At 61.9% G+C, this 26098-nt stretch carries 21 protein-coding genes; 13 read left to right on the top strand and 8 right to left on the bottom strand.

Translation table 11 applies throughout. The features are described from left to right. Positions 1 to 44: 44 nt before the first annotated feature. Positions 45 to 788 carry an adenosylcobinamide-GDP ribazoletransferase gene (locus H9642_RS13090; RefSeq protein ID WP_350027867.1) on the top strand — a complete coding sequence of 248 codons (744 nt, stop codon included), beginning with the start codon at positions 45 to 47 and terminating at the stop codon, positions 786 to 788. A 79-nt stretch (positions 789 to 867) separates the two neighbouring features. On the opposite strand, the gene H9642_RS13085 is transcribed toward H9642_RS13090, so the two are convergent. Beyond that, entirely contained in the window at positions 868 to 2688 is a 1821-nt protein-coding gene (locus tag H9642_RS13085; protein ID WP_251836894.1) for an acyl-CoA dehydrogenase C-terminal domain-containing protein, read from the bottom strand. A 150-nt stretch (positions 2689 to 2838) separates the two neighbouring features. Here H9642_RS13085 and H9642_RS13080 point away from each other — a divergent pair, with 150 nt between their 5' ends. Further along, positions 2839 to 3396 (top strand): nitroreductase family protein, encoded by a 558-nt coding sequence (locus H9642_RS13080; RefSeq protein ID WP_251836893.1) that lies wholly within the window; start codon positions 2839 to 2841, stop codon positions 3394 to 3396. Positions 3397 to 3523: 127 nt separating this feature from the next. Beyond that, positions 3524 to 4507, top strand: a complete 984-nt coding sequence (locus H9642_RS13075) for an acyltransferase family protein (protein WP_251836892.1) — start codon at positions 3524 to 3526, stop codon at positions 4505 to 4507. 90 nt (positions 4508 to 4597) lie between these two features. Here the strand turns inward: H9642_RS13075 and leuA are convergent, their stop codons facing one another. Continuing rightward, complete coding sequence (gene leuA / locus H9642_RS13070; RefSeq protein ID WP_251836891.1) at positions 4598 to 6268, bottom strand: 2-isopropylmalate synthase; 1671 nt, start codon at positions 6266 to 6268, stop codon at positions 4598 to 4600. Between the two features lie 302 nt (positions 6269 to 6570). Between leuA and H9642_RS13065 the strand changes: the two genes are divergently transcribed. Beyond that, positions 6571 to 6996, top strand: a complete 426-nt coding sequence (locus H9642_RS13065; RefSeq protein WP_350027866.1) for a DUF2946 domain-containing protein — start codon at positions 6571 to 6573, stop codon at positions 6994 to 6996. A gap of 55 nt (positions 6997 to 7051) precedes the next feature. Beyond that, positions 7052 to 9172 carry a TonB-dependent copper receptor gene (locus H9642_RS13060; protein WP_251836890.1) on the top strand — a complete coding sequence of 707 codons (2121 nt, stop codon included), beginning with the start codon at positions 7052 to 7054 and terminating at the stop codon, positions 9170 to 9172. A gap of 223 nt (positions 9173 to 9395) precedes the next feature. On the opposite strand, the gene H9642_RS13055 is transcribed toward H9642_RS13060, so the two are convergent. The 3 genes from H9642_RS13055 to xseA form a co-directional block, all read right to left on the bottom strand. Then, positions 9396 to 10682 carry a mechanosensitive ion channel family protein gene (locus H9642_RS13055; RefSeq protein WP_251836889.1) on the bottom strand — a complete coding sequence of 429 codons (1287 nt, stop codon included), beginning with the start codon at positions 10680 to 10682 and terminating at the stop codon, positions 9396 to 9398. A 34-nt stretch (positions 10683 to 10716) separates the two neighbouring features. Beyond that, positions 10717 to 11535: a peptidoglycan DD-metalloendopeptidase family protein gene (locus H9642_RS13050; protein WP_251836888.1), complete on the bottom strand. Its 819-nt coding sequence runs from the start codon at positions 11533 to 11535 to the stop codon at positions 10717 to 10719. A gap of 107 nt (positions 11536 to 11642) precedes the next feature. Further along, a complete protein-coding gene (gene xseA, locus H9642_RS13045) occupies positions 11643 to 13022 on the bottom strand; it encodes an exodeoxyribonuclease VII large subunit (protein ID WP_251837030.1) in 1380 nt (459 codons plus the stop codon). A 159-nt stretch (positions 13023 to 13181) separates the two neighbouring features. On the opposite strand from xseA, the gene H9642_RS13040 reads away from it, so the two are divergent. The 4 genes from H9642_RS13040 to H9642_RS13025 all read left to right on the top strand — a co-directional run bounded on the left by H9642_RS13040 (position 13182) and on the right by H9642_RS13025 (position 19260). After that, positions 13182 to 13730, top strand: a complete 549-nt coding sequence (locus tag H9642_RS13040; protein WP_251836887.1) for a sugar ABC transporter ATPase — start codon at positions 13182 to 13184, stop codon at positions 13728 to 13730. Between the two features lie 103 nt (positions 13731 to 13833). Continuing rightward, entirely contained in the window at positions 13834 to 15303 is a 1470-nt protein-coding gene (gene guaB / locus H9642_RS13035) for an IMP dehydrogenase (protein ID WP_251836886.1), read from the top strand. Positions 15304 to 15390: 87 nt separating this feature from the next. Next, a complete protein-coding gene (guaA, locus tag H9642_RS13030; RefSeq protein ID WP_251836885.1) occupies positions 15391 to 16971 on the top strand; it encodes a glutamine-hydrolyzing GMP synthase in 1581 nt (526 codons plus the stop codon). Positions 16972 to 17295: 324 nt separating this feature from the next. After that, positions 17296 to 19260 (top strand): BCCT family transporter, encoded by a 1965-nt coding sequence (locus H9642_RS13025; protein ID WP_251836884.1) that lies wholly within the window; start codon positions 17296 to 17298, stop codon positions 19258 to 19260. Positions 19261 to 19287: 27 nt separating this feature from the next. Here H9642_RS13025 and H9642_RS13020 read toward each other — a convergent pair whose 3' ends face one another. Then, positions 19288 to 20034 carry a sulfite exporter TauE/SafE family protein gene (locus H9642_RS13020; RefSeq protein ID WP_251836883.1) on the bottom strand — a complete coding sequence of 249 codons (747 nt, stop codon included), beginning with the start codon at positions 20032 to 20034 and terminating at the stop codon, positions 19288 to 19290. A gap of 93 nt (positions 20035 to 20127) precedes the next feature. Here H9642_RS13020 and H9642_RS13015 point away from each other — a divergent pair, with 93 nt between their 5' ends. The 4 genes from H9642_RS13015 (at position 20128) to H9642_RS13000 (ending at position 24331) form a co-directional block, all read left to right on the top strand. Further along, positions 20128 to 21027 (top strand): LysR family transcriptional regulator, encoded by a 900-nt coding sequence (locus H9642_RS13015; protein ID WP_251836882.1) that lies wholly within the window; start codon positions 20128 to 20130, stop codon positions 21025 to 21027. Positions 21028 to 21152: 125 nt separating this feature from the next. Beyond that, on the top strand, positions 21153 to 22526 hold the full coding sequence (locus tag H9642_RS13010) for a multicopper oxidase family protein (protein ID WP_251836881.1): 1374 nt from the start codon (positions 21153 to 21155) through the stop codon (positions 22524 to 22526). Between the two features lie 95 nt (positions 22527 to 22621). Then, a complete protein-coding gene (tadA, locus tag H9642_RS13005) occupies positions 22622 to 23095 on the top strand; it encodes a tRNA adenosine(34) deaminase TadA (protein ID WP_251836880.1) in 474 nt (157 codons plus the stop codon). A gap of 51 nt (positions 23096 to 23146) precedes the next feature. Then, a complete protein-coding gene (locus tag H9642_RS13000) occupies positions 23147 to 24331 on the top strand; it encodes a hypothetical protein (RefSeq protein WP_251836879.1) in 1185 nt (394 codons plus the stop codon). Positions 24332 to 24363: 32 nt separating this feature from the next. Here H9642_RS13000 and cysW read toward each other — a convergent pair whose 3' ends face one another. Together cysW and cysT are read right to left on the bottom strand one after the other, a co-directional pair. Beyond that, a complete protein-coding gene (gene cysW, locus H9642_RS12995; RefSeq protein ID WP_251836878.1) occupies positions 24364 to 25194 on the bottom strand; it encodes a sulfate ABC transporter permease subunit CysW in 831 nt (276 codons plus the stop codon). Next, the gene (gene cysT / locus H9642_RS12990) at positions 25191 to 26039 is read right to left on the bottom strand and encodes a sulfate ABC transporter permease subunit CysT (protein ID WP_251836877.1); all 849 of its coding nucleotides are present in this window, start codon (positions 26037 to 26039) and stop codon (positions 25191 to 25193) included. The genes cysW and cysT overlap by 4 nt, the downstream gene beginning before the upstream one ends. Between the last annotated feature and the right edge of the window lie 59 nt (positions 26040 to 26098).

Raw genomic sequence — 26098 nt, 5'->3', positions numbered from 1 at the left:
GCATTGTGTAAGGTTCGGGCCTCCGCCCTCAACCGGACATCCGTGTGAAGACTCCGTTGCCCTTGCTGATCGCCCTGCAATTTCTCACCAACCTGCCAATCCGCTTGCCCGGTATGCCGGCACCGGAGGAACAGGGGCGCTCGCTGCTCTGGTATCCGCTGGTGGGCTTGGTGCTCGGGCTGGTGCTGGTATGCGGCAATTGGTTGCTGGAGAGCAGCCCGAACCTGCTGGTGGCGGCCTTGTTGCTGACGCTCTGGATCGGCATGACCGGTGCCCTGCACCTGGACGGCCTGGCCGATACGGCCGATGCCTGGCTGGGCGGTTTCGGTGACCGCGAGCGCACCCTGACGATCATGAAAGATCCGCGCAGCGGGCCGATTGCCGTGGTCGTCCTGGTGCTATTGCTGTTGCTCAAGTTCGCCGCGCTCTGGGTACTGCTGGGCGCTGACTCTGGCCTGGCGCTGTTGCTGGCGCCACTGCTGGGACGGGCCGCTTTGCTGGCGTTGTTCCTGAATACGCCCTATGTGCGGCCTGGGGGCCTGGGGCAGGCATTGGCCGAGCACCTGCCGCGTGATGCCGGGCAGAAAGTCCTGCTGGCCACCGCGTTGGGCATTCTGCTGCTGGCCGGCTGGAGTGGGCTGTTGGCCGTCCTGATTGCCGCTGCGGTGTTCTATCTGGTGCGCCGTAGCCTGATGAATCGCCTCGGCGGCACCACCGGCGATACGGCCGGGGCGCTGCTGGAGCTGGTGGAGTGTGCGGTGCTGGTGGGGCTGGCGCTCAATATTTAAACATTGAACACGCTGAAAATGCCGCGCCCATAGGATGGCACGGCTACGGCTCCGTGCATACGTGTGCTGGACCATGACTTTACTCAAAAGCAAAATGCTCTCCCGGCAGATCCATGATCGAGCCGATGGGCTTGAGCATGGCGCTGGCATGTCCTTTGGCGCGGGGCAGCAGCCGCTGAAAATAGAAGTCGCTGGTGGCTATTTTTGCGCGGTAGAACTCGGGCGAGTCCTGGCCACCGGCGCGCAGCTTTTGCCGGGCGGTGCGTTCCTGCAGAAGCCAGGACCAGGCCAGGGCGACGTAGCCGGCGTACATCAAAAAGTCATGGCTGGCGGTGCTGACCAGATCGCGCTGCTTGCGCGCGCGCAATGCGATGCGCAGGGTCAATAGGTTCCATTGGGCACTGAGCCTGAGCAGGGTCAGCGCCTTGCCGCGCATCTGCGGTTCTTCCTTGAGCAGCGACCAGGCCAGCGTGTTCAGCTCGCGGGTGAAGTCGCGCACCGCCTTGCCCTGGGTCATCAGCAGCACCTTGCGGCCGAGCAAGTCGAGGGCCTGGATGCCGGTGGTGCCTTCATACAGCGTGGCGATACGCGCATCGCGGGCGATCTGCTCCATGCCGTGTTCCTTGATATAGCCGTGGCCGCCAAACACCTGCATGCCCAGGTTGGCCGATTCCAGCCCCAACTCAGTCAGGCAGCCCTTGAGAATCGGGGTGAGGAAGCCGAGCTTGTCGTCCCAGTGAGCGTACTGAGTCTGATCGTTGACGAGCATGCCTTCGATCATCTTGTCGGCATACTGGGTAGCGAGGTAGACCAGTGTGCGACCGCCCTCGGCGATGGCTTTCTGGGTGAGCAGCATGCGGCGAACATCACCGTGGTGCATCAGGCTGTCGGCGACCTGCTGCGGCTCCTTGGTGCCGGACAGCGATCGCATGGAACGACGTTCGCGTGCATAGGCCAGGGCGCCCTGGTAAGCCAGCTCTGCGGTGGCCACGCCCTGGATGGCGGTGCCGATGCGGGCGCTGTTCATGAAGGTGAACATGCATTCCAGCCCTTTGTGCGGCGGGCCGATCAGGTAGCCGGTGGCGGCGTCGAAGTTCATCACGCAGGTGGACGAAGCCTTGATGCCCATCTTTTTTTCCAGCGCGCCGCAGGTCACGCCGTTACGCGCACCGAGGCTGCCGTCCGGGTTGGCCAGGAACTTCGGTACGATGAACAGCGAGATGCCGCGGGTGCCCTTGGGGGCGTCGGGCAGGCGGGCAAGGACGATGTGCACGATGTTCTCGGTTAGGTCGTGTTCGCCACTGGAGATAAAAATCTTGGTGCCGGTCAGCGCATAGCTGCCGTCGGCGTTTACGTCGGCCCGGGTCTTCACCTGACCCAGGTCGGTGCCGCATTGCGGCTCGGTCAGGCACATGGTACCGGCCCAGCGGCCTTCGGTAAGCGGGGGCAGGAAGGTGTTTTTTTGTTCCTCGTTGCCGTGTTGCATGATGGTGTTCATCGCCCCCAGCGACAACCCCGGATACATGGCGAACGGCCAATTGGCGGTGCCGAGCATTTCCTGCTTGAGCGCGCCGAGGCTCATCGGCAGGCCCTGACCACCGTACTCCACCGGGTGCGAGAGTCCCTGCCAGCCGCCGGCAATGTAGGCGGCGTACGCTTCCTTGAAGCCTTTGGGCGTGCGCACCTCGCCATCCTGTAGATGGCAGCCTTCCTCGTCACCGCTGTGGTAGAGGGGCGCAATCACGTCCTCGCAAAGTTTTGCGCACTCCTCGAGGATGGCATCCACGATGTCCGGAGTGGCCTCGCCGCCATTGATCAGGTTTTGGTAGTGGCTGGGGAAATCCAGCACCTCGTTAAGCAGGAAACGGGTATCGCGCAGCGGCGCTTTGTAGGACGGCATGGTCGGGTCTCGGCAATGGAACGTGCGCGAGTTATACGGCGCAAGGGCCGGTGATGCCTTGGCACGGTTAACGAGGGCGATTGTCAGTTCGGACAACTGCACGGCAGAAGGCACTAGAATACGCGCTGCATCTTTTTTGGAGGTGGCCCGATGGAGGCTCTTGATCTTCTGCTCAACCGTGTTTCGGTGCCGCGTCTGTATGAGCCGGCGCCGGACGCCGCGCAACGCGACCTGCTGTTTCGGGCCGCCTTGCGCGCGCCGGACCATGGCCAATTGCACCCCTGGCGTTTCCTGACCATCGAAGGCGAAGCACGGCAGCGACTCGGCGAGCTGTTTGCCCAGGCGGTCGCCGCAGGGCCGCAGGTCAAGCCCGAGCAGCTCGACCGGGCCCGCGGCTTGCCGCTGCGCGCGCCATTACTGGTGGCGGTGATCGCCTCGCCCAAGGCCCATGCAAAAATTCCCCTCAGCGAGCAGATCCTCTCCGCCGGTTGTGCCGCCCACGGCATCATATTGGCTGCCCATGCGCTGGGGCTAGGCGCCATGTGGCGTTCTGGCGACTTGTCCCATGATCCCGTGGTCAAGGCCGGACTGGGACTGAGCAGCAGCGAGCAGATCGTTGGCTTTGTCTACCTGGGCCGCGTCGAAGGGGAGCGGCGCATACCGCTGTTGTTGAAACCGGCCGACTTTGTGGATGCTTGGATCGGTTGATACGTTGAATGAGTGCGAAGTGTGTCGCAGCAAAAGGGTGTTTCTGAGATCCGAGCATTTGCTTGTAGTACTTTTCGCTCTTCGTAAAACGAGTGTCAAAAAGGCCTATTAAAGGTTGGAGGGGTCAATGGGCCTGCTACGGCTATTTCTTGCCAGTCTCGTATTAATCAGTCACTTGGGTATCAGCATCGGCGGAATAAACCCCGGTGTCAGTGCCGTCATAGTGTTTTATATGCTGGCTGGCCATGTCGTATGCCGATTATGGCAGCGACGTCCTGAACGAGGGGCGGCGCTCTGGTTTTATCAGGATCGCTTCTGGCGAATACTGCCTTTATATGGTGTAACCGTTGTCTTGGCCGTATTCCTATGGAGGTATGGCGCTCAGTCTTATTACCTCAGTGATGAGCCGGGCCTTAATGATTGGCTGGCAAATCTTCTAATTATTCCACTTAATTACTATATGTATAGTGGCCAAGAAACTTTCACTCTGGTACCACCTGCTTGGTCCCTGGCCGTCGAGCTACAGTTTTACTTGTTAGTGCCTTTGATACTGGGACGAACTGGCCTTGTAGTATTGGCTACGCTGCTGAGTCTATCTGTTTTCATCTGCGCCCAGCTGGGCTGGCTCAACACAGATGTATTTGGTTATCGCCTATTGGCAGGTGTTGGCTTTGTCTTCCTGGCAGGAACCCTGCTGGGAGACTCACGTCGCTGGGCAAAGGCTCTACTGGCATTGCTTTGGTTGGCCAGTCTGTTCTATGTCATCTGGCTGTTTGGCTGGGGCGTACGGGTACCTTTCAACACAGAAGTGGCGCTAGGACTGACAATGGGGTTGCCATTGCTCATGCTGTTGCAGCGCTATCCATTCCGTGGTCCATGGCAGATCTTGCAACGCAAGGCGGGGGACTTATCCTACGGCCTCTTCTTGCTGCACTTTCCTGTAATCTGGTTGTTGCAACTGGCCGGCTGGTCTGAGCATCCATCCATCTGGGCTGTTTGGTTATTGAGTGCAGCATTGGCCTGGTTGGCCCATTACTGCGTGGAACGTCCCGTGTGGCAACGCTTTCGCACTCGCGCGCTTCTTGAGCGCCCTGCTATTGCCACACCTTAGCCTTGCGGATGTCATCCGAATCGCTGAACTAACAAAAGGCCGACCCTTTAGGGATCGGCCTTGTGCGTTTTGTAGGACAGCTGAAAGCGCTTACGCCGGCTGCAGTTCCGCCTGGGCTAGGGCGCGGTTGAGGGCGCTGAACAGGGCGCGGATACTCGCGGTGGTCAGGTTGCTGTCGATGCCGATGCCGTGCAGCGAGCGACCGCCGTCCAGACGCAGCTCGATGTAGGCGGCGGCCTGGGCTTGGCTGCCGGCACCAATGGCATGCTCGGAGTAGTCCATCACTTCGACGGCCACCGGCAGGGCGGCGACCAGGGCTTCCAGCGGACCCTTGCCTGTGCCGCGCCAGGTCTGGGTGTCACCGCTGTCGGTCACTTCCAAATCGAGCACGCTGATGCCGTTCTCCTCCTGCAGGCGGTGACGTTGCAGCGCGTAGGGAGCGGTGGCCTGCAGGTACTCGCGCTCGAGCAGGTTGTGGATCTGCTCGGCGGTCAGCTCAAGGCCGAGGCGATCGGTCTCCTTCTGCACCACCTGGCTGAATTCGATCTGCATGCGGCGCGGCAGGCTGATGCCGTATTCCTGTTCCAGCAGGAAAGTGATGCCGCCCTTGCCGGATTGGCTGTTGACACGAATCACCGCCTCGTAGCTGCGGCCAATGTCGGCCGGGTCGATCGGCAGGTAGGGCACTTCCCAGATGCCGTCCGGGTCCTGCTGGGCGAAGCCCTTGCGGATCGCATCCTGGTGCGAGCCGGAGAAGGCGGTGTGCACCAGGTCGCCGACATAGGGGTGACGCGGGTGCACCGGCAACTGGTTGCATTCCTCGACCACCTTGCGCACCGCGTCGATGTCGGAAAAATCAAGCTCCGGATCGACACCCTGGGTGTACATGTTCAGGGCGACGGTGACGAGGTCGACGTTGCCGGTGCGCTCGCCGTTGCCGAACAGGCAGCCTTCGACGCGGTCTGCGCCGGCCATCAGACCCAGTTCGGTGGCGGCCACGCCGGTGCCGCGGTCGTTGTGGGTGTGCAGGCTGATCAGCACACTGTCGCGCTGGTTGATCAGGCGGCCGAACCATTCGATCTGGTCGGCGTACACGTTGGGCGAGGCGGCTTCGATGGTGGCCGGCAGGTTGAGGATGAGTTTTTTCGCCGGGGTCGGCTGGAACACCTCGATCACCGCGTTGCACACCTCGACGGCGAACTCGGTCTCGGTGGAGCTGAACACTTCCGGCGAATACTCGAAGCGCCAGTCGGTTTCCGGGTTGGCTTCGGCCAGGCGTTTGATGGTCTGGCCGGCCTTGATGGCGATTTCCTTGACGCCCGCCTTGTCTTGGTTGAAGACGATCTTGCGGAAGCTCGGCGCAGTGGCGTTGTAATAGTGAACGATGGCCTTCTTGGCGCCCTTGAGGGACTCGAAGGTGCGCTCGATGAGATCGTCACGGGCTTGGGTAAGCACCTGGATGGTGGTGTCGTCCGGGATATGGCCGCCTTCGATCAGGGTGCGCACGAAGTCGAAATCGGTCTGCGAGGCAGACGGGAAGCCCACTTCGATTTCCTTGACGCCGACGCTGACCAGAGTCTTGAAGAAACGCAGTTTCTTCGCCCCATCCATCGGCTCGATCAGCGACTGGTTGCCGTCGCGCAGATCGGAACTCAGCCAGATCGGCGCTTTGTCGATGACCTGGTTCGGCCAGGTGCGATCAGGGAGGTTGATCGGCGTAAACGCGCGGTATTTCTGCGACGGATTCTTGAGCATGGTCATGGCGACGTTCCTGTTGCGGCAGCGAAGCTATGCCCTGAAATGACAGTGGCATGGGCTTGTTGGAAGACAATGTGCGCAACGCTAGTGGTTGCTTGATGGTTATGGCAAGCGGTGTTTGAAAATTGGTGATTTCAGCTAAAAAAATACATTAAGAGCAATTTTTTGCTGATTTTTTAGAAAAAGCGTTGTTTGGCTTGTTTGGCTCTCTTGCGGCATCGCGCCACACGCGGACGAAGGAAGCAGCGTGCGATTATTTGCATTACCCAGGGTCGGCCCAATGGGGCCTGAATAAGGATTAGAGAGTGCGCGCAGTACGACAGCAATCGGTAGGAATCTGGCTTGGCCTGTTCGCCATGCTGATGATCCATGCCGGACCGTTGTACTCCGCGATCCAGGCGGCGCAATCAAGTACCCGGTTTGCCGGTGCGTTGCATGCCGAGCATGATCCCCACAGGCATTCCAGCCATGCCGCGCCAGTGCAGACGCAATCGGCCGCCCACGGCCAGCATCACCAGGCCTCGCCCGATCAGCCCGCCTGGCTTGCGGCGCTGGAACTGTGCGGCTATTGCGAGCTGCTGACCCTCAATCCGCCGCTGAGTCTTGCCCTGCAGCTGGTGCTGCCCGAGCACTCGTCGACGTTCTTCCTGCCGCTGCCGAAGAATCCGCATCCCATAGCCCCGCGCCGCGCCAGCGGCCATCCTCGTGCCCCTCCGGTTACGCACAGCTGATCGACCTGTCGAGTCGCCTGTGGCGACTTGCCCAATCCTCTGTGTGAGACCTCTTATGATTCGTAACTCCCGTTGCGTGGCGCCGTCGCGCCTGCCCGTTGCCTTTTCCATCGATGCCACGCGGTTGCGCTGGCGGCTTGCCCATGGCGCACTGCTGGTTTCGCTCAGCGCGGGTGCCCTGGCCACGGAACACCCGCACCATCAGTTGGCGCCCACTGTCATCACTGGCGTGGCCCCGTCTGCGTCCCTGGTGGTAAACACCGACCCGAAGATTCCGCGCCAACCGGTGCCGGCCAGTGATGCCGGCGATTACCTGCAGACCATTCCCGGCTTTTCCGCCGTGCGTGGCGGTGGCTCCAATAGCGATCCCGTGTTTCGCGGCATGTTCGGCTCGCGCCTGAAGTTACTGAGCAATGGCGGCGAAATGCTCGGTGCCTGTCCGAGCCGCATGGACTCGCCGAGTTCCTACATCACTCCCGAAAATTTTGACCAACTGACGGTGGTCAAGGGACCGCAGACCGTGCTCTGGGGCGCGGGGGCCTCGGCAGCAACCATTCATTTCGAGCGAGAACCTGTGCGCTTCGACGAGCTGGGCGGACGTATCGATGCCAGTCTGCTGGTGGGTTCCGATGGTCGTTTCGACCGCACTGTCGATGCCGCCGCGGGCGGACAAGCAGGCTATGTGCGCCTGTTGGCCAATCGTTCCGAGGCGGACGATTACCAGGACGGCAACGGCGATGCCGTACATGGGCAATTCGATAAATGGAGCAGCGACCTGGTGTTCGGCTGGATGCCGGCCGAGGACACCCTGCTGGAGCTGACCGCAGGCGTGGGTGACGGCGAGGCGGCTTACGCCGGGCGGGGTATGGATGGCAGCCAGTTCGAGCGCGAAAGCCTGGCGCTGCGCATCGAGCAGGACAATATCGGCGAGGTGCTGCAGAAGGTCGAAGCGCGGGTGTATTACAACTACGCCGACCACGTGATGGACAACTACACCCTGCGCCAGCCCAATCCCAACGATGTGATGATGCCCATGCGCAACCCCATGGCCACCAACGTGGATCGCCGCACCCTGGGCGGGCGTCTAGCGGGAACCTGGCAGTGGAACGCCTACGAACTGGTGGCAGGCGTCGATGGGCAGACCAACCAGCACCGCAAACGCAGTGGCTCTGGCATTGACACCTATAAGGACATGTCATGGGCCAAGGATGCCGAGTTCAGCCAGTATGGTGCGTTTGCCGAACTGACACGCACGCTGGCCGGCGATAGCCGAATCATTAGCGGCCTGCGGGTTGACCGGATATCTGTAACCGATGAACGTGCGCAGCTGTGCAACATGATGGGCATGGCCTGTCGGGCTAACCCCACAGCCGATGACGAGCGTGATGACACCCTGAGCAGTGGTTTCCTGCGTTACGAGCACGAGCTCGCCAGCATGCCGGCTACCGCTTACGTAGGTCTGGGCCACAGCCAGCGCTTCCCGGACTACTGGGAGCTGTTCTCGGCCGCCAACCAGGTTGGCAAGCCTACCGCGTACGAGACGGTTGATCCGGAAAAGACCACGCAGTTGGATATCGGTCTGCAGTACGCCGAAGGCCCGCTGGAAGCCTGGGTTTCGGCTTATGCCGGCGTGGTAAAGGATTACATTCTGTTCTCCTACGGGCCGGGAGCGAACCCGCTGCACACCATCTCCTGGGTGGATAACATCGACGCCCGCATCGCCGGAGCCGAGTTGGGCGGCAGTTACAAACTGACCGAAAACTGGAAAACCGACGCCAGCCTGGCCTATGCCTGGGGGGAAAACACCACCGACAATCGCGCCATGCCACAGATTCCGCCGCTGGAAGCTCGCCTGGGCCTGACCTATGAGAAGGGCGACTGGAGCGCCGCTGGCCTATGGCGTGTGGTGGCCGCACAGAATCGCGTGGCCGAGATGCAGGGCAACGTGACCAGCAAGGACTTCGATGAAAGTTCGGGCTTCGGCGTGCTCTCACTCAACAGCGCGTACCGGGTGAATGACAACTTCACGCTCAGCGCCGGTGTCGACAACCTGCTGGACAAGGCGTACAGCGAGCACCTCAACCAGGCGGGTAATGCCGGGGTCGGGCTGTCGGCCACGGAACGCCTCAACGAACCGGGCCGCACCTATTGGGCTCGGGTCGACATGAGTTTCTGACCCAACTGAAACCACTGTTGGGGGGCAGGGCAGGTGCTCAGCTCCCCCGGACGCAGGTTGGCGCTGGGCATGCGGCTCGGCCGTCGGGAACCGGGGCTGGCGTCAGAGATGACGCATGGGCAGCCTGAAGCCCGTCGTGCCGGCGCGTGCGCAGCGCCAACCTGCGCCATTCCAGTAGGGCGACCTGCCACGGGGAGGTCGCCCTAATTTGTCTCGCTACTCGCTAGATGACTTCTTCATCCAGCTGCCGAAGCTGGGCGCTGGCCCGTTGTCCGAACGAGTCGTGCCATTCACGGAAATCGGCACCGCCCGGGGCCTGGAACACGCGCAGGCCGAATTCCGGCAGGATCGCCAGCAAGTGGTCAAAGATGTCCGCCTGAATGCCTTCGTACTGGGCCCAGGCCACCGTGTTGGTAAAGCAATAGATTTCCAGCGGTAGGCCTTCGGCGGTCGGCGCCAACTGGCGCACCATCAGGGTCATGTCCTGGTGAATGCCCGGATGACGTTGCAGGTAATGCTGCACATAGGCGCGGAAGGTGCCGAGGTTGGTCACCCTGCGGGTATTGACCGGCTCCTTGCCCGCTTCTTCCAGCTTGGTATTCCATTCGTCAATCTCCTGGCGTTTTTTGACCAGGTAGTCCTCCAGCAGGTTGAAGCGATACAGCCGCTGGCGCTCCTCGTTGTTAAGGAAGTGCACGCTCTGCTGATCCAGATACAGGCTGCGCTTGATGCGCCGGCCGCCGCTTTCCTGCATGCCACGCCAGTTCTTGAACGAGTCGCTGATAAAGCGCTTGGTCGGAATGCTGGTGATGGTCTTGTCCCAGTTCTGCACCTTGACCGTGTGCAGGGCGATGTCGATCACATCGCCGTCGGCGTTCAGCGCCGGCATTTCCACCCAGTCACCGACGCGGATGATGTCGCTGGAGCTGATCTGCACGCTGGCCACCAGCGACAGGAGAGTGTCCTGGAAGATCAACATCAACACCGCAGCCATGGCGCCCAACCCGGAGAGCAGGATCAGCGGCGAGCGGTCGATCAGGGTGGCGATCACCAGGATGGTGGCGATGGCATAGATGACAATCTGTACCACCTGCAGGTAGCCCTTGATCGGTTTGCGATGGGCGTCGGGACGTTGCTGGTAGATCGTATTGATCAGCGTGAGTACACCGCCGATGGCCATGGTGATGGTCACCACGATAAAGGCGTGGCTGACGTTCTCCACCACGGTGACCAGCGCCGTCGGCAACTCAGGGATCAGCTTCACGCCGCTGGACAGGATCAACGCCGGGACAATGTTGGACAGGCGGCGGACGACGCTCTGATCGTTGTCCTCGATGTGCTGGCCTACCGCGGTCGCGCCGAGTACGCGGTGCACGCCGCGTACCAGCAGTGCCTTGACCAGCCAGTTGGCCAGCCAGGCAACGAATATCAGCAGGCAGGCGCACAGCGCGGCATAAAGCTTGGGCTGTTCTTGCAGCCAATCGAGCCAGGGAGATAGTTCGGCGGGCATGAATATTCCTCGTCGCGTGAAATGAATGGGGGCGTCAGGGCGTGAAGGCGCCGATGAAAATGCTCGGATCGATGCGGGCGTCGTTAAGACTGACATTCCAGTGCAGATGTGGGCCCGTGGAGCGGCCGGTGGAACCGACCTTGCCAAGGACGTCGCCGCGCGCCAGCTCGTCGCCGACCTCTACGCTGATGTTCGAGAGATGGCAGAACATGCTGATCAGTCCCTGGCCGTGGTCGATAAAGACCGTCTTGCCGTTGAAGAAGTAGTCGCCGGTGAGGATGACCTGGCCGGCGGCCGGTGCCTTGATCGGCGTGCCGGCTGGCGCGGCGAAGTCCAGGCCGGAATGCGGATTGCGCTCCTGATCGTTGAAAAAGCGGCGCAGGCCAAAGGGTGACGACAGCGGGCCGTCCACCGGCCTGTCGAATAGCAGATTGCTCGGCTGGCGCGGACTGAAGTGTCGGTAAGCGTCACGCTGCTCGGCCAGCTCACGCTCAATGCGCTTGAGATTGGCCGGACTTGGGCTGACCTGCTCCTGGTTCTTCAGGGTGATGCGCTGTTCGCGGTAGTGACGCGGCTCGACCTGAAAACTCAGGGGCCGACCGTTGGCATCGATCTGCTGCGTGCCGGCGTTTACCGACAGCGGAATGCCGACAATGGCAATCCAGCGTTGGCCGTCCTCCTTGATCACCAGTGCCGGCGTGTCCTGATAGCGCACGCGTGGCGCCTGGGGAGCCTCACCCAGCGCGATCACCGCCACGCCACCGGGCACCGGTTTGTTGAGCAGGCGGGTGATGAAGCCTTCGGCGTGGGCCGGCAGGGAGAAAATGAGGAGCAGAGAAAGCAGTAAGCGCATGCAACTTCCAGGATGGGGTTTTCGTAGGGTGGATGGCGCTTTCTCCATCCACCGCGCGGTAACGGGGCGTTATCAAAACGACAGCCACCCTACAAGCCTGTCGTGGATCAATCCAGCAGCGACAGGGTAACCGGCGTCTGGTGATTGTCTTCCACGCGCACATCCAGCTCGCCTTCGCCCAGTCGAGCGCGCAGTTTCTGGCCGGGTTGGGTTTGCGCGGCGCTGCGGATCGCGTGGCCTTTATCGTCGAGCAGGATACTGTAACCGCGGCCCAAGGTCGCCAGTGGGCTGACAATCTGCAGTGTCTGGGCCAATCCGGCGAGCTGTTGGCGACGCTGACGCAGCACGGCTTGTGTGGCACGCGGCAGGCGTTCGGCAAGGCCCTCGAGACGCTGGCGCAACAAGGCCAACTGCCGTCCTGGATGCTGGGTATTCAGACGATTTTCCAGACGCGACAACCGTTCCTTGTTGGTGGTCAGGCGACGGTGCAGGGCATGCTGCAAGCGCCGCTCCAGATCGTCGACGCGCAGCGCCTGTTGCTGCAGACGCTCGCCGGGATGGCGCAGTCGCCGTGCCAGGCCTTCCAGGTGCAGGCGATCGCGGTGCAGGCGCGTCTGCAGGCACAGGCGCAGGCGACGGCGCAGGCTTTCCAGGCGCAGCCGCAGGTCGGCGCTGTGCGGCGCCAACAATTCGGCCGCAGCGGAAGGCGTCGGTGCACGCACGTCGGCGACGAAGTCGCTGATCGAGACATCGGTTTCGTGGCCCACGGCGCTGACAACGGGGGTGTCGCACGCGGCGACAGCGCGAGCCAGTGCCTCTTCGTTAAAGCACCAGAGGTCTTCGAGCGAACCGCCGCCGCGCGCCAGAATCAACGCATCGAAGCCCTGGCGGTCGGCCAGGTGCAGGGCGCGGACAATTTGCGCCGTGGCATCGCGACCCTGTACGGCGGTGGGAATCAGCGTCAGCTCCACGTGCGGCGCGCGGCGGCGGAACACCGAGATGATGTCGCGGATCACCGCGCCGCTCGGCGAGCTGACGATGCCGATGCGCTGAGGATGGGCGGGCAGGGCGCGCTTGCGTTCGGTGGCGAACAGACCTTCGGCGGCCAGCTTGGTTTTCAACGCCTCGAAAGCCAGGCGCAGGGAACCATCGCCGGCGGGCTCGACGTTGTCGAGGATCAGTTGATAATCGCCGCGCCCCTCGAACAGCGAGACCTTGCCGCGCACCCGCACCGCCAGGCCGTCGCGTAGCGCCTGACGCACGCGCAGGGCGTTCTGCCGGAACAGCGCGCAGCGCACCTGGGACTGGTTGTCCTTCAAGGTGAAATAGATGTGTCCCGAAGCCGGCTTGGCCAGGTTGGAAATTTCGCCTTCGACCCACACCTGAGCGAACACGTCTTCCAGCAATAGCCGCGCACGGTTGTTCAACTGGCTGACGGTCAGCACGTCGCGGTCGAGATTCAGGCGTTGGAACGGATCGGTATACATGGTGTGCATGATACGGCAAGAGTGCTGGCGCACTTCAACCGCGTCATTGTTTTCGGATGTTTAAGACCGCCTCGCGTGAACGGTCCGTAGCGTTTACAGAGTTTGATCCCGCCCGCCAGAGGTTTAAGCTGCGCCTATAGTCCACAGCCAGATCCCGCCATGAGTCAATTCATCATCGTGCCGAAAATTTCCAGTTACCCCGGGCCGGAGGCCAGGGCGCGCGTCATGCTGCGCTGGCTGATCGAGCGAGGGGTCGTCGAGGCGCAGTTGACCGCCTGCGGGGTAAACGGGCAGTGGGCCCATGCCATCGGCCCGCGCGTCAACGAGGTTATCGAGCCGGCCGGGATGGCGTTGCTGCCCTACGATCAGCCCTGCAATGGCCTGCAGGTCGTTACCAAGCGCTGCATTTATACGCCCAGCGAAAATTTTCAGGGTGAAGCCCGTTGCCCCGAATGCCGGGCGAAGATCGGCGAAGTGCTACTGGAGCACCTGGAAGTGTGGATGCCCGGTGAGACCGACAACTTCATCTGCCCCGAATGTGGCCACGAAGACGACATCAACGGTTTCCCCTTCGAGCAGGCCTGTGCATTTTCTGACCTGGGCTTCATCTTCAATAATTGGCCGGGTGCATTTTTTCGCCGCAGGTTCCTGGATGAATTCGCAGAGCGGCTGGGTTTTCCGATCGAATGCGTACAGGTATCCACCTGATTCGGTGTCCGTCGACGAGACGGGCTGTATTGTGCGTTGAGTGCGGCCTGCCGTCGGGCGTATAATGCCGCGCTTCCGATTTTCCCGCCTGGGAGCCCCCGCCATGCTGCGTATCAGCCAAGAAGCCCTGACTTTCGATGATGTCCTCCTTATCCCCGGTTATTCCGAGGTGCTGCCGAAGGACGTCAGCCTCAAGACCCGCCTGACGCGTGGCATCGAATTGAACATCCCGCTGGTCTCCGCGGCCATGGACACCGTGACCGAAGCCCGCCTGGCCATCGCCATGGCCCAGGAAGGCGGCATCGGCATTATTCACAAGAACATGACCCTCGAGCAGCAGGCCGCCGAGGTGCGCAAGGTCAAGCGCCACGAGACCGCCATCGTGCGTGACCCGGCCACGGTGAACCCCGACACCAAGATCAGCGAGCTGCTGAGCAAGGCCCAAGAGCTGGGCTTCTCCGGTTTCCCGGTCGTGTCTGGCAAAGAGCTGGTCGGTATCGTCACCGGTCGTGACCTGCGCTACACCCCGAACACCGGCGACAGTGTCGCGGCGATCATGACCCCCAAGGACAAGCTGATCACCGTACTTGAGGGCACCAGCCTGGACGAGATCAAGACCAAGCTGTACGAGCACCGCATCGAGAAGATGCTGGTGGTCGATGAGGCGTTCAATCTGCGTGGCCTGGTGACCTTCCGCGACCTGGAAAAAGCCAAGACCTACCCGCTGGCCTCCAAGGACGAGCAGGGCCGCCTGCGCGTCGGCGCGGCCGTCGGCACCGGTCCGGAAACCCCGGATCGGGTGGCTGCCCTGGCGGCTGCTGGCGTTGACGTTGTGGTAGTGGACACCGCCCACGGTCACTCCAAGGGCGTGCTCGACCGTGTGCGCTGGGTCAAGGAGAACTTCCCCGAGCTGCAAGTGATTGGCGGCAACATCGCCACCGCCGAAGCGGCGCTGGCGCTGGTGGAGGCCGGTGCCGACGCGGTCAAGGTGGGGATCGGCCCAGGCTCGATCTGCACCACGCGCATCATTGCCGGTGTCGGCGTACCGCAGATCAGCGCCATCGCCAACGTGGCCACCGCCCTCAAGGGTACCGGCGTGCCGATGATTGCCGACGGCGGCATCCGCTTCTCGGGCGATCTGTCCAAGGCCATCGTGGCCGGGGCCAACACCGTGATGATGGGCTCGATGTTCGCCGGTACCGAAGAAGCACCGGGTGAAATCGAGCTGTACCAGGGGCGTACCTACAAGGCCTACCGCGGCATGGGTTCGCTGGGCGCCATGGCGCAGGCGCAGGGCTCAAGCGACCGTTACTTCCAGGACTCCTCGGCCGGTGCCGAGAAGCTGGTGCCGGAAGGCATCGAAGGCCGCGTGCCGTATAAGGGCGCTCTGGCCGCCATCATCCACCAGTTGATGGGTGGGCTGCGCTCCTCCATGGGCTACACCGGCAGCGCCGACATCGAGCAGATGCGCACCGAGCCGCAGTTCGTGCGCATTACGGGTGCCGGCATGGCCGAGTCACACGTGCACGATGTGCAGATCACCAAAGAGGCGCCGAACTACCGCGTCGGCTAAGCGACTTTTTCGCTGGAGGCTGGAGGCTGGACGAACAGATTTTTCGTTCAGCCTTCAGCCTTCAGTTATTTATACCAGGTGAAGAAAATGGCCCACCCTGACATTCACGCCCACCGCATTCTGATTCTTGATTTCGGTTCCCAGTACAGCCAGTTGATCGCGCGCCGCGTGCGTGAACTGGGCGTGTTCTGCGAACTGCACCCGTTCGACATGAGCGACGAGGCGATTCGCGCCTTCAACCCGCGCGGCATCATCCTGGCCGGTGGCCCGGAGTCGGTGCATGCCAGCGACAGCCCGCGTGCTCCGCAAGCCGTATTCGACCTCGGCGTGCCGTTGTTCGGCATTTGCTACGGCATGCAGACCATGTCCGAGCAACTGGGCGGCAAGGTGGAAGGTTCCGACCTGCGCGAGTTCGGCTATGCCCGCGTCGACATCGTCGGCAAGTCGCGCCTGCTGGACGGCATCGAAGACCATATCGACGAAGACGGCCTGTTCGGCCTCGACGTGTGGATGAGTCACGGCGACAAGGTCACCCAGCTGGCTGAAGGTTTCCATGTCATCGCCAGCACACCAAGCTGCCCGGTCGCCGCCATGGCGGACGATGCCCGTGGCTACTACGGCGTGCAGTTCCACCCGGAAGTGACCCACACCAAGCAGGGCGGGCGCATCCTGTCGCGCTTCATTCTCGACATCTGCGGCTGCGAAGCGCTGTGGACGCCGTCCAACATTGTCGAGGATGCCATCCGCCAGATGCGCGAGCAGATCGGCGACGCCAACGTGCTGCTCGGCCTGTCCGGCGGTGTGGACTCCTCGGTGGTCGCCGCGCTGCTGCACCGCGCCATTGGCGATCAGTTGACCTGCGTGTTCGTCGACAACGGCCTGCTGCGCCTGCACGAAGGCGACACGGTCATGAAGATGTTCGCCGACAACATGGGCGTCAAGGTCATCCGCGCCGACGCCGAAGCGCAGTTTCTTGGCAACCTGGCCGGTGTCAGCGATCCGGAGCAGAAGCGCAAGATCATCGGCCGTACCTTCATCGATGTGTTCGATGCCGAGTCGAGCAAGCTGGACAACATCCAGTTCCTTGCCCAGGGCACCATTTACCCCGACGTGATCGAGTCGGCGGGCACCAAGAACGGCAAGGCCCACGTCATCAAGTCGCACCACAACGTCGGCGGCCTGCCGGACGACATGAAGCTCAAGCTGGTCGAGCCGCTGCGCGAACTGTTCAAGGACGAAGTGCGCAAGATCGGCCTGGAGCTGGGCCTGCCCTACGACATGGTCTATCGCCACCCGTTCCCCGGTCCGGGCCTGGGTGTACGCATTCTCGGCGAGGTGAAAAAGGAATACGCCGACCTGCTGCGTCAGGCTGACCATATCTTCATCGAAGAGCTGCGCAATTTCGACTGGTACCACAAGACCAGCCAGGCCTTTGTGGTGTTCCAGCCGGTGAAGTCCGTCGGCGTGGTGGGCGATGCCCGTCGTTACGCCTGGGTTGTCGCCCTGCGCGCAGTGGAAACCATCGACTTCATGACCGCGCGCTGGGCGCATCTGCCCTACGAGCTGCTGGAGAAGGTTTCCAACCGCATCATCAACGAGATCGAAGGCATCTCCCGCGTCACCTACGACGTGTCGAGCAAGCCGCCGGCCACCATCGAATGGGAGTGAGGTCAGAGGCCTGACTTCGCAACACGACAAAAAGCCCGTTTTGGGCTTTTTGTTTTTCTAGGCGCGCTAAAAGTCTTTGGTGAGCCCCTGTGTCAAGGGCGATCCATGATGACGAACGCTCCCACCACGTAACAACGCAGGTCAGGCTGCACCGGTCTGTTCACAGAGGAATGCGCACTATTACCGCCATTCTTACCTGTCAGTGCGACCGTTGTTGCGTTGGCCGATACGGGTGAGGCGCCGGGCTTCACGAACTGCCCCTCCGTTTACGCTGTCATCTGTGCGCACCCCTTCGTTCCGATTTCAGCTTTTCAGGAGCGCGACATGGACAGTAATCGCAAGGCTTCCACCATCAATCCCCCGGTGTTCTACCCTTCGGCTGTCTTGATTCTGGCGTTGGTGCTGTTTGCCGTCCTGGCGCCTGAGACCGCGCAGCGGGTGTTCGGCCAGGCTCAGGCCTGGATCACCGTCAATGCCAGCTGGTTCTACATCCTGGCGGTGGCCATTTTTCTGATGGCCAGTGTGTTCCTGGCGATCAGCCGCTACGGCGACATCAAGCTGGGCCCGGATCACAGCGAGCCGGACTTTGCCAATTACAGCTGGTTCGCCATGTTGTTCTCGGCCGGGATGGGCATTGGCCTGATGTTCTTCGGCGTGGCCGAGCCGGTGATGCATTACCTGTCCCCGCCGGTGGGCGAGGGAGGAACCGCGGAAGCGGCTCGGGAGGCATTGAAGATCACCTTCTTTCACTGGGGGCTGCACGCCTGGGCCGTCTACGCCATTGTCGCCCTGACCCTGGCGTATTTCGGTTACCGGCACGGATTACCGCTGACCATGCGTTCGGCGTTGTATCCGCTGATTGGCGAGCGCATTTACGGCCCCATCGGCCACGCGGTGGATATCTTCGCCGTGCTGGGTACGGTGCTGGGTGTGGCGACCTCGCTGGGTTTTGGCGTGGCGCAGATCAACAGTGGATTGAATCACCTGTTCGACGTGCCGATTGGTGTCGGCGTGCAGATCATTTTGATCGTGATCGCCATGGGCCTGGCGACGCTGTCCTTGGTCACTGGGTTGGACCGGGGTATCCGAATCCTCTCCGAAACCAATCTGCTGCTGGCGCTGTTGCTGATGCTGATCATCCTGGCGGTGGGGCCGACCGTCTTCCTGCTCAAGGCGTACGTGGAAAACACCGGCGCCTACCTGTCGGAGATCGTCTACAAGACCTTCAACCTGTATGCCTATAACCCGACCGATTGGATCGGCGGCTGGACACTGTTTTACTGGGGATGGTGGGTTGCCTGGTCGCCTTTCGTGGGTATGTTCATCGCGCGCATTTCCAAGGGACGGACCATCCGTGAATTCGTCGGTGGCGTGCTGCTGGTGCCGGCGGGCTTCACCCTGATGTGGATGACGGTGTTTGGCGATGCCGCGATCTACATGATCCATGTCGAGGGGCTGGCCAGCCTGGGCGAGGCGGTCCAGCAGGACAGTGCCCAGGCCTTGTTTGCGTTTCTCGAGCAGTTCCCGCTGGGCTTTGTGCTGTCGATGTTTGCGGTCGTGATGGTGTTTGTGTTCTTCATCACTTCGGCCGATTCCGGTGCCATGGTGGTCGATATGCTGGCGTCGGGAGGCAGCAGCCATACGGCGTTGTGGCAGAAACTGTTCTGGGCCACGACCATGGCGGCGGTGGCCATTGCGTTGCTGTTGGCCGACGGTTTGACCGCCCTGCAGACCGCCACCATTGCCAGTGCCCTGCCGTACACGGTGTTCCTGCTGGTGGCCACCTGGGGATTGTTCAAGGCGCTAAGGCGCGACGCCACCAAGCGGCGGGTACGCTATCAGTCGCTGAGTCTGTCACAGGCCCATGGCCAGGCGGACAGCTGGCAGCGACGGCTACGCAGCATGGTCATGATGCCGCGGCGCAGCCATGTGATGCGCTTTATCGAAGAAGTGGTGAGGCCGGCCTGCGAGGCGGTGGCCGAGGAGCTGCGCAAGCAGGGTTTCGATGTGGAGCTGGACAGCTCGGGAGCCGAAACGATACGGCTGGTTGTGCGCCATGCCAACGAACCGGATTTCAGCTACGGCGTACGCCCACGTTCGCTGGTGCAACCCAGCTTTATCGTCAGCGATGATGAAGAGAGCGAAGAGCGCAAGTATTTCCGCGCCGAGGTGTACTTGAACGAGGGCGGGCAGGATTACGACATCATGGGCTGGAGCCGTGACGGCGTGATCGGCGATATCCTCGATCAGTACGAGCGGCACCGGCATTTTGTGCATGTTGTGCGTTGAGCGTGCGCTGGGCCAGACGTCGGCTGCTCAGAAGAAGGGGCGCGACGCCAGCTCCAGGCCCAACAATAGTAGGAACATCAGAAAGCACAGGCGAAATCCCCGTGGACTGATTCTGTTCCTGACGGCCTGGCCCAGCCACATACCGGCCAGGGCCGGAACAATGGCCAATGAAGAAAGGCCCAACTGTTCCATGCGCAAGGCACCATGAGTTGCCAGTCCGGCCGCCAGGGCCAGCGTGGAAACAGTGAAGGAGAGGCCCAACGCCTGGACCAGCTCGTCCTTGTCCAGGCGCAAGGATTGCAGATATGGCACGGCCGGGATCACGAACACTCCGGTGGCGCCGGTAATCCCGCCCGTCACGACACCGATGACCGGCGAAAGCCAAGGTTCGCTCCGGGCCGGGATGGTGAGTGCGGGAGAGAGCAAGGCATAGCCGGCATAGGCGAACAGGGCGATTCCCAGCCCCAGGCCTGACCAAGTAGGGTCCACCTCCGCCAGCAGCGCCGTGCCGAAGAACGTGCCCAGCGTGATGCCCAGCATCAGGGGCCAGAAGCGTCGGACGAGGCCCACGGCATTCGGCCCGGCCACCAGTTGCCAGACATTCGTTACCAAGGATGGTACGACCAGCAGCGCCGCAGCTGTTGCCGGCGAAATGAATGTACCCAGCACGGCCATGGCCACCGTCGGTAATCCCATGCCGGTGACGCCCTTGACCAGCCCGGCGAACAGAAAGGTTGAAAACAGCAGAAGCAGATCTGGCGTGAGTTCGTTCATGCGCGTATTGGGCCTTGAGCCGTGCTCTGCCACAATGCGCTTTTTCGGCTTATGCCTTCGGGTTTTCCGAAGGCTGGCTGGGCAGGAATCGTCATGCGAATCGACCTGGCTGATCTTCGTTTATTCCTCTGCATCGTAGAGGCGGGCAGCATTACCCACGGCGCCGCCCTGGCGCATCTGTCGCTAGCCGCCGCGAGCGAGCGGCTACGCAGCATCGAGGCGGAAGTCGGCGTCCAATTGGTCGAACGCCGCCACCGGGGCGTGGTGACGACGGAAGCGGGAGAGGCCCTGGCCCATCACGCCCGGCTGATCCTGCGCCAACGCGCGGTGATGCAAGGCGAATTGCATGAGTTTGCGTCCGGCTCGCGGGGCACGATTCGCCTTTACACCAATACCGCCGCCCTGACGGAGTTCCTGCCGCGTCGACTGGCGGCCTGGCTGGCGAGCCGTCCGGCGTTGAGCGTCGACCTCAAGGAGCGGACCAGCGGAGAAATCGTCAAGGCCGTTGCCGCCGGGCTGGTTGAAGCAGGCATAGTTTCCGATGCCGTTGATCCGCTCGGCCTGCACCTACAGCCGGTGGCGACCGATCACCTGGCGCTGATCACGCCCGTTGGGCATCCCTTGGCTCAGGCGAGGAGCGTCTCTTTTGCAGACGTCATCCACGTCCCCTTCGTGGGCTTGGCATCCGGTAGCGCCTTGCAGGATCACATCGATGAGCATGCCGCCAAGGCCGGGCGCGCGCTGGCGTTTCGCATTCGGATGAAGACCTTCGACGGCCTGTGCGAAATGGTTTCGCACGGTATTGGCGTCAGTATCGTGCCGGAAAGCGTTGCCACACGTTATCGGCGCCGTTACGCCTATCAGAAGAGGACGCTGGTGGAGCGCTGGGCACGGCGCCGTTTGTGCCTGTGCTTTCGGGACTGGGACTCGTTATCTGCGCCTGTTCGCGAACTGTTACTTCATTTGGGTGCTGTTGCCCCGACTGGCCACTGAGCCAGGCCGGACATTTTGTCGCGGAAAAAAACCGGATGCGCCGTGAAATTCGCCTCGCCCACCGCGGCGACAAGTGAGAAACTCTCTCATCTTTGCCCGTATGAAGATGTAGAGGGATAGGCTCGATGAATGTCACGCGCAGACAAATCCTTGCCGGTTTGGCCGGTCTTGGCGTGGTCGGCCTGGGTGCCGGCAACATGCGCTACTGGCTGGGGCGCCCGGAAAACGTGGCAACCCACGACTATGAGCTGATCGCTGCGCCACTGGATGTGGAGTTGGTACCTGGCTTCAAGACGCCTGCGTGGGCTTATGGCGGCCAAGCGCCGGGCCTGGAGCTGCGTTGTCGCCAGGGGGAGCGGTTGCGGGTGCGCTTCATCAATCGGTTGAGTGAAGCGACCACCATCCACTGGCACGGCATTCGCCTGCCGCTGGAAATGGATGGTGTACCGTACCTGTCGCAGTTGCCGGTGCTGCCGGGGGAGTATTTCGACTACGACTTCATCTGCCCGGACGCCGGCAGCTTCTGGTACCACCCGCACACCGCCAGCGGCGAACAACTGGGCCGTGGGCTGGTGGGCCCTCTGATCGTCGAAGAGCGCGTGCCGAGCGGTTTTCGCCATGAGCGCACCCTGAGCCTCAAGCATTGGCATGTGGACAAGCAGGGCGCCTTCACCGCGTTCAGCGTGCCGCGCGAAGCGGCGCGGGGTGGTACGCCGGGCCTGCTGTCCTCGGTCAACGGCACGCATAACCCCACCCTGGCGCTGCCCGCCGGGCAGATCGTGCGCCTGCGCATTCTGAATCTGGACAACACTCTGACTTACCGGCTGATGTTGCCAGGCGTCGAGGCGCGCATCTATGCGCTGGATGGCAACCCCGTTGAGCCACGCCCGCTGGGTAAGGAGTACTGGCTGGGGCCGGGCATGCGCATCGAGCTGGGCGTACTGATTCCCGAGGTTGGCCAGGAGATTCCGGTGCGCAATGGCCCGCTGCGTCTGGCGACGTTAAAGGGTGTGGCAAGCAGCAGCGAGGCCGCGGGTGCTTGGCCGCCACCGTTACCGGCCAACCCGATTGCCGAGCCGGACCTGGCCCGCGCCGAGAAGCTGCGCTTCAACTTCGAGTGGGCGGGCGCGGTGTCGGTGGGTGTCGAACAGGGCGCCGCCCACAGCTTCTGGCAGATCAACGGGCAGGCCTGGGACATTGACGACAAGAGCTGCGTCGAGCGGCCCATCGCGACGCTGAAGAAAAATAGTCATTACATTTTCGAGCTGCGTAACCTCAGCCAATACCAGCATCCGATTCACCTGCACGGTATGAGCTTCAAGGTGCTGTCTTCGAACCGCAAGACAATCACACCCTATTTCACCGACACCTACCTGTTGGGCAAGAACGAGACCGCTCAGGTGGCGCTGGTGGCGGATAACCCCGGCATCTGGATGTTCCATTGCCACGTCATCGACCATATGGAAACCGGGCTGATGGCGGCGATCGAAGTGGTTTGAGCAGCGGCAAGCCGCAAGCCACAAGCCGCCGCTTTAACTTGCCGCCTGAAGCTTGCCGCTTAACAATGGCCGGCTTTCAGCTTCGCGATAGAGCCATGCGCAGAATCAAGATCATCGACCGCTCCCGTGACGAGCATTTCATGCGCGAAGCGCTGGCGCTAGCCGCCAAAGGCGCTGAGCTGGGCGAGGTGCCGGTGGGGGCGGTGTTGGTGCAGGACGGCGAAATCATCGGCCAGGGGTTCAACTCACCCATCAGCCGCCACGACCCCAGTGCTCATGCCGAGATGGTGGCCATCCGGGCCGCCGCCGAAGCGGCGCAAAATTACCGCCTGCCGGGCAGCACCCTGTACGTGACCCTGGAACCGTGCAGCATGTGCGCGGGGCTGATCGTACATTCTCGGGTGGCACGGGTGGTGTATGGCGCCACCGAGCCGCGAGCGGGGGTGGCGGTCAGTCGCGGTGAATTCTTCAGTCAGGATTTCCTCAACCATCGGGTGATGGTTGAGGGGGGCGTGCTGGCCGAGGAGTGCGGGACGATTCTCAAGGCGTTTTTCAAGGCGCGGCGATAAAGCCCAAGCGTTGAAGAGTGCGTAGACGGTAGTGCTTCAGTAGGAGTTTTCATGGAGCGGAAAAAAAAGGCCGTCAGCGGCCTGTGGGTGCTGGCGGCAATCGGAGTGGCATTGTCGGTCGCCGTCTCCTGGACAGGCGTGCTGGAGCAACTGTCGACTGAATACCTGGATGGCGCCTTGCTGCAGGCGGCCACTGCGTTCGCCGTTGCACGGGTGCTGAATGCCCTGATCTCATTGCTCCAGTCGGTCGAAATCAGCGTGATGGTGGCCAGCGTTCACCCTGGCGAGTTGCTGGATCCCATCAATGATCTGGTCGAGCAGTTTTCTCAAGTGATGCAGTGGGCCATTGGCTCACTGGTCATCCAGAAAGTGATGCTCGGCGTGGTGTCCCACAGGCTATTCACTGTCGTGTTGACGGCGATCGCCGCTGTGGTTTTGGTCTGTTCGCTGCTGGCCCCGACGTCTCGCGGCACGCTCCTGTTGTTCCGGGCATTTCTGTGCTGCGTGTTTCTGCGCTTGGCCCTGGCGCTGAGCGTTTTACTGAATGCCGCGGTGGACCATGCGTTTCTGAGCGACCCGGTACGTGACGATGTGGCCTTGCTGGATGCTTTGCCCAGCCAAGTCGATGTATTGGGCATGCAGGGTGTTCCCCTGGAAACACTGGAGGATGGTGCGTTGAGCGCATTGCAAACTCAGCAGAGCGCCTTGCAGGCTGAGCGAGATGGGCTGCTGGAGCAGATCGAACGTTTGAAGCCGGACATGGAGCAGGCCCGTCAGGCATTGGCCGAGCATGAACGCGACAGCAGTTTGAGCCAGCGCCTGGGCATGAACCGTAGCGTTGAGCATCAGGCCACGGTGGAGCGTTTGGACGTGCTTGAGGCTGAGTGGCAAGCGGCCCATGAGGCGTTGGCGAGCAGAGAGCGTCGGCTGTTGGCGGTGGACAAGGAGCGCCTGGCGCTGGCGCAGGCCAAGGAGAAATCCCAAGACGGTTTCTGGTCGCACTTTAGCGACAAGGTCTCGGGCTGGAGCCGTTCCGCAGCCAGCCTGGCTGACGTGGAAACCTACAAAAGCATCAAGGCCAAGCTTGAGGCGGTGATCGACACGCTGATTCGCCTCATGGCCTTTTTCATTCTCAAGTCGATTTTGCTGCCGGTACTGTTCATCTATCTGCTGATCCGGGGGTTCCGCTTGATCTGGCAGTCCGAGATGAAGATGCCCAGCGTGCATCGTGCCTGATAAAAAGCCCCGCAGGTGCGGGGCTATTTTTGTTACTGGGCTTCGGCCTTGAGCATCGCCTGGCGCTGGCGCCATTCCATGAAGGTCTTCAGCAGCAGGGTGAGCAGCGCCATGCAGGCGAGCAGGGCAGCGGCGGTAAAGGCAGCGGCGGTCTTGTAGTCGTTGTTCAACTGGTCGACCAGCAGCGGCAGGGTCAGCGTCTGGTTCATGATGGTGCCGGAGACCACCGACACCGCGCCGAACTCGCCGACTGCGCGGGCATTGGTGACCACCACGCCGTACAGCAGCGCCCATTTGATGTTCGGCAGGGTCACGTGGCGGAAGATCTGCCAGCCGCTAGCACCCAGCGTCAGCGCGGCGGTTTCTTCCTCGGTGCCCTGGGACTGCATGGTCGGAATCAGGATGCGTGCCACATAGGGGGCGGTGACGAACACGGTGACCATGATGATGCCCGGCCAGGCGAACATCAGCTGGATATCGCGATCGTAAAACCACTGGCCAACCACGCCTTCGACGCCATAGATCACCAGGTAGCACAGGCCGGCCACCACGGGGGACACCGCGTAAGGGATGTCGATCAGGGTGGACAGCAGGCGGCGACCGCGAAAGTCGTAATGGGTCACGCACCAGGCCAGGCAGATGCCGAACACCAAGTTGATCGGCACGGTAATCACCGCCACCAGTAAGGTGAGCATGATCGCGTGGAGCATGTAGTCTTCGGACAGGTTCGACCACAGCAGGCCGAGGCCGCCACTCAGTGCCTTGGTGAAGATCAGCGCCAGCGGGACCAGCAACAGCAGGGTGACGGTGGCGAGGCCCAGGCCGATGAGGAGCCATTGATGCCAATAAACGGGTTTTTTCATTTCTTGCGCTGCCAGCGGAAGATGTGGCTCTGGATCACCTGCAGGGTGAACAGCATGGCCAGGGATGCCAGCAAGATGACCGAGGCGATCGCCGAAGCGGCCCCGTAGTCGAACTCCTGCAGGCGGACAAAGATCATCAGCGAGGACACTTCGGTTTTGAACGGCATATTGCCGGCGATCATGATCACCGCGCCGAACTCGCCTAGGCCGCGCACGAAGGACTGCGCCGCGCCGGTAATCAGTGCCGGATACAGGGTCGGCAGCATCACGTAGAAAAAGATCTGCAGCTTGCTGGCACCCAGGGTGCGGCCGGCTTCTTCGTAGTCGTTGCCCATCTCCAGCAATACCGGCTGCACTGTCCTTACTACGAAGGGCAGACTGGTAAAGGTCATGGCGATCAGGATGCCGGGATAGGCATAGGCGATCTTGATGCCCATCGCGTCGAACCATTGGCCCAGCCAGCCACCGGGAACCAGCAACGTGGCCAGGGTGAGGCCGGCCACCGAGGTGGGCAGGGCGAAGGGCAGATCGACCAGGGCGTCCACCAGGCGGCGACCGGGAAAGTCGTAGCGGGTAATGATCCAGGCCAGCAACAGGCCGATCAGCGTTGCGGCGATGGTCGAGTAGAAGGCGCCACTGACGGTGACCCAGTAACTGGCCACGACGCGGCGGTCGCTAATCGCCTGCCAGTACTGCGCCCAGGATAGGTCGCTGACGTACACCAGCAAGGCGGAAATCGGAAACAGGATGACCAACGACAGGTACAGAGTGCTGATGCCGAAGCTCAGCCCGAAACCTGGCAGGGTGGGCGCCTGATGAAAGAAGCGGAAGGTATTAAGCGTCACGGGAAATCGCTTGTCCTACTGAAAAAAGACGCAGCGGCTAGCTACAAAAAGCTACGCCG

Source organism: Serpens gallinarum (genome assembly GCF_014836765.1).
GTDB classification, from domain to species: domain Bacteria; phylum Pseudomonadota; class Gammaproteobacteria; order Pseudomonadales; family Pseudomonadaceae; genus Serpens; species Serpens gallinarum.
This window is presented reverse-complemented; position numbering and strand designations above follow the sequence as displayed.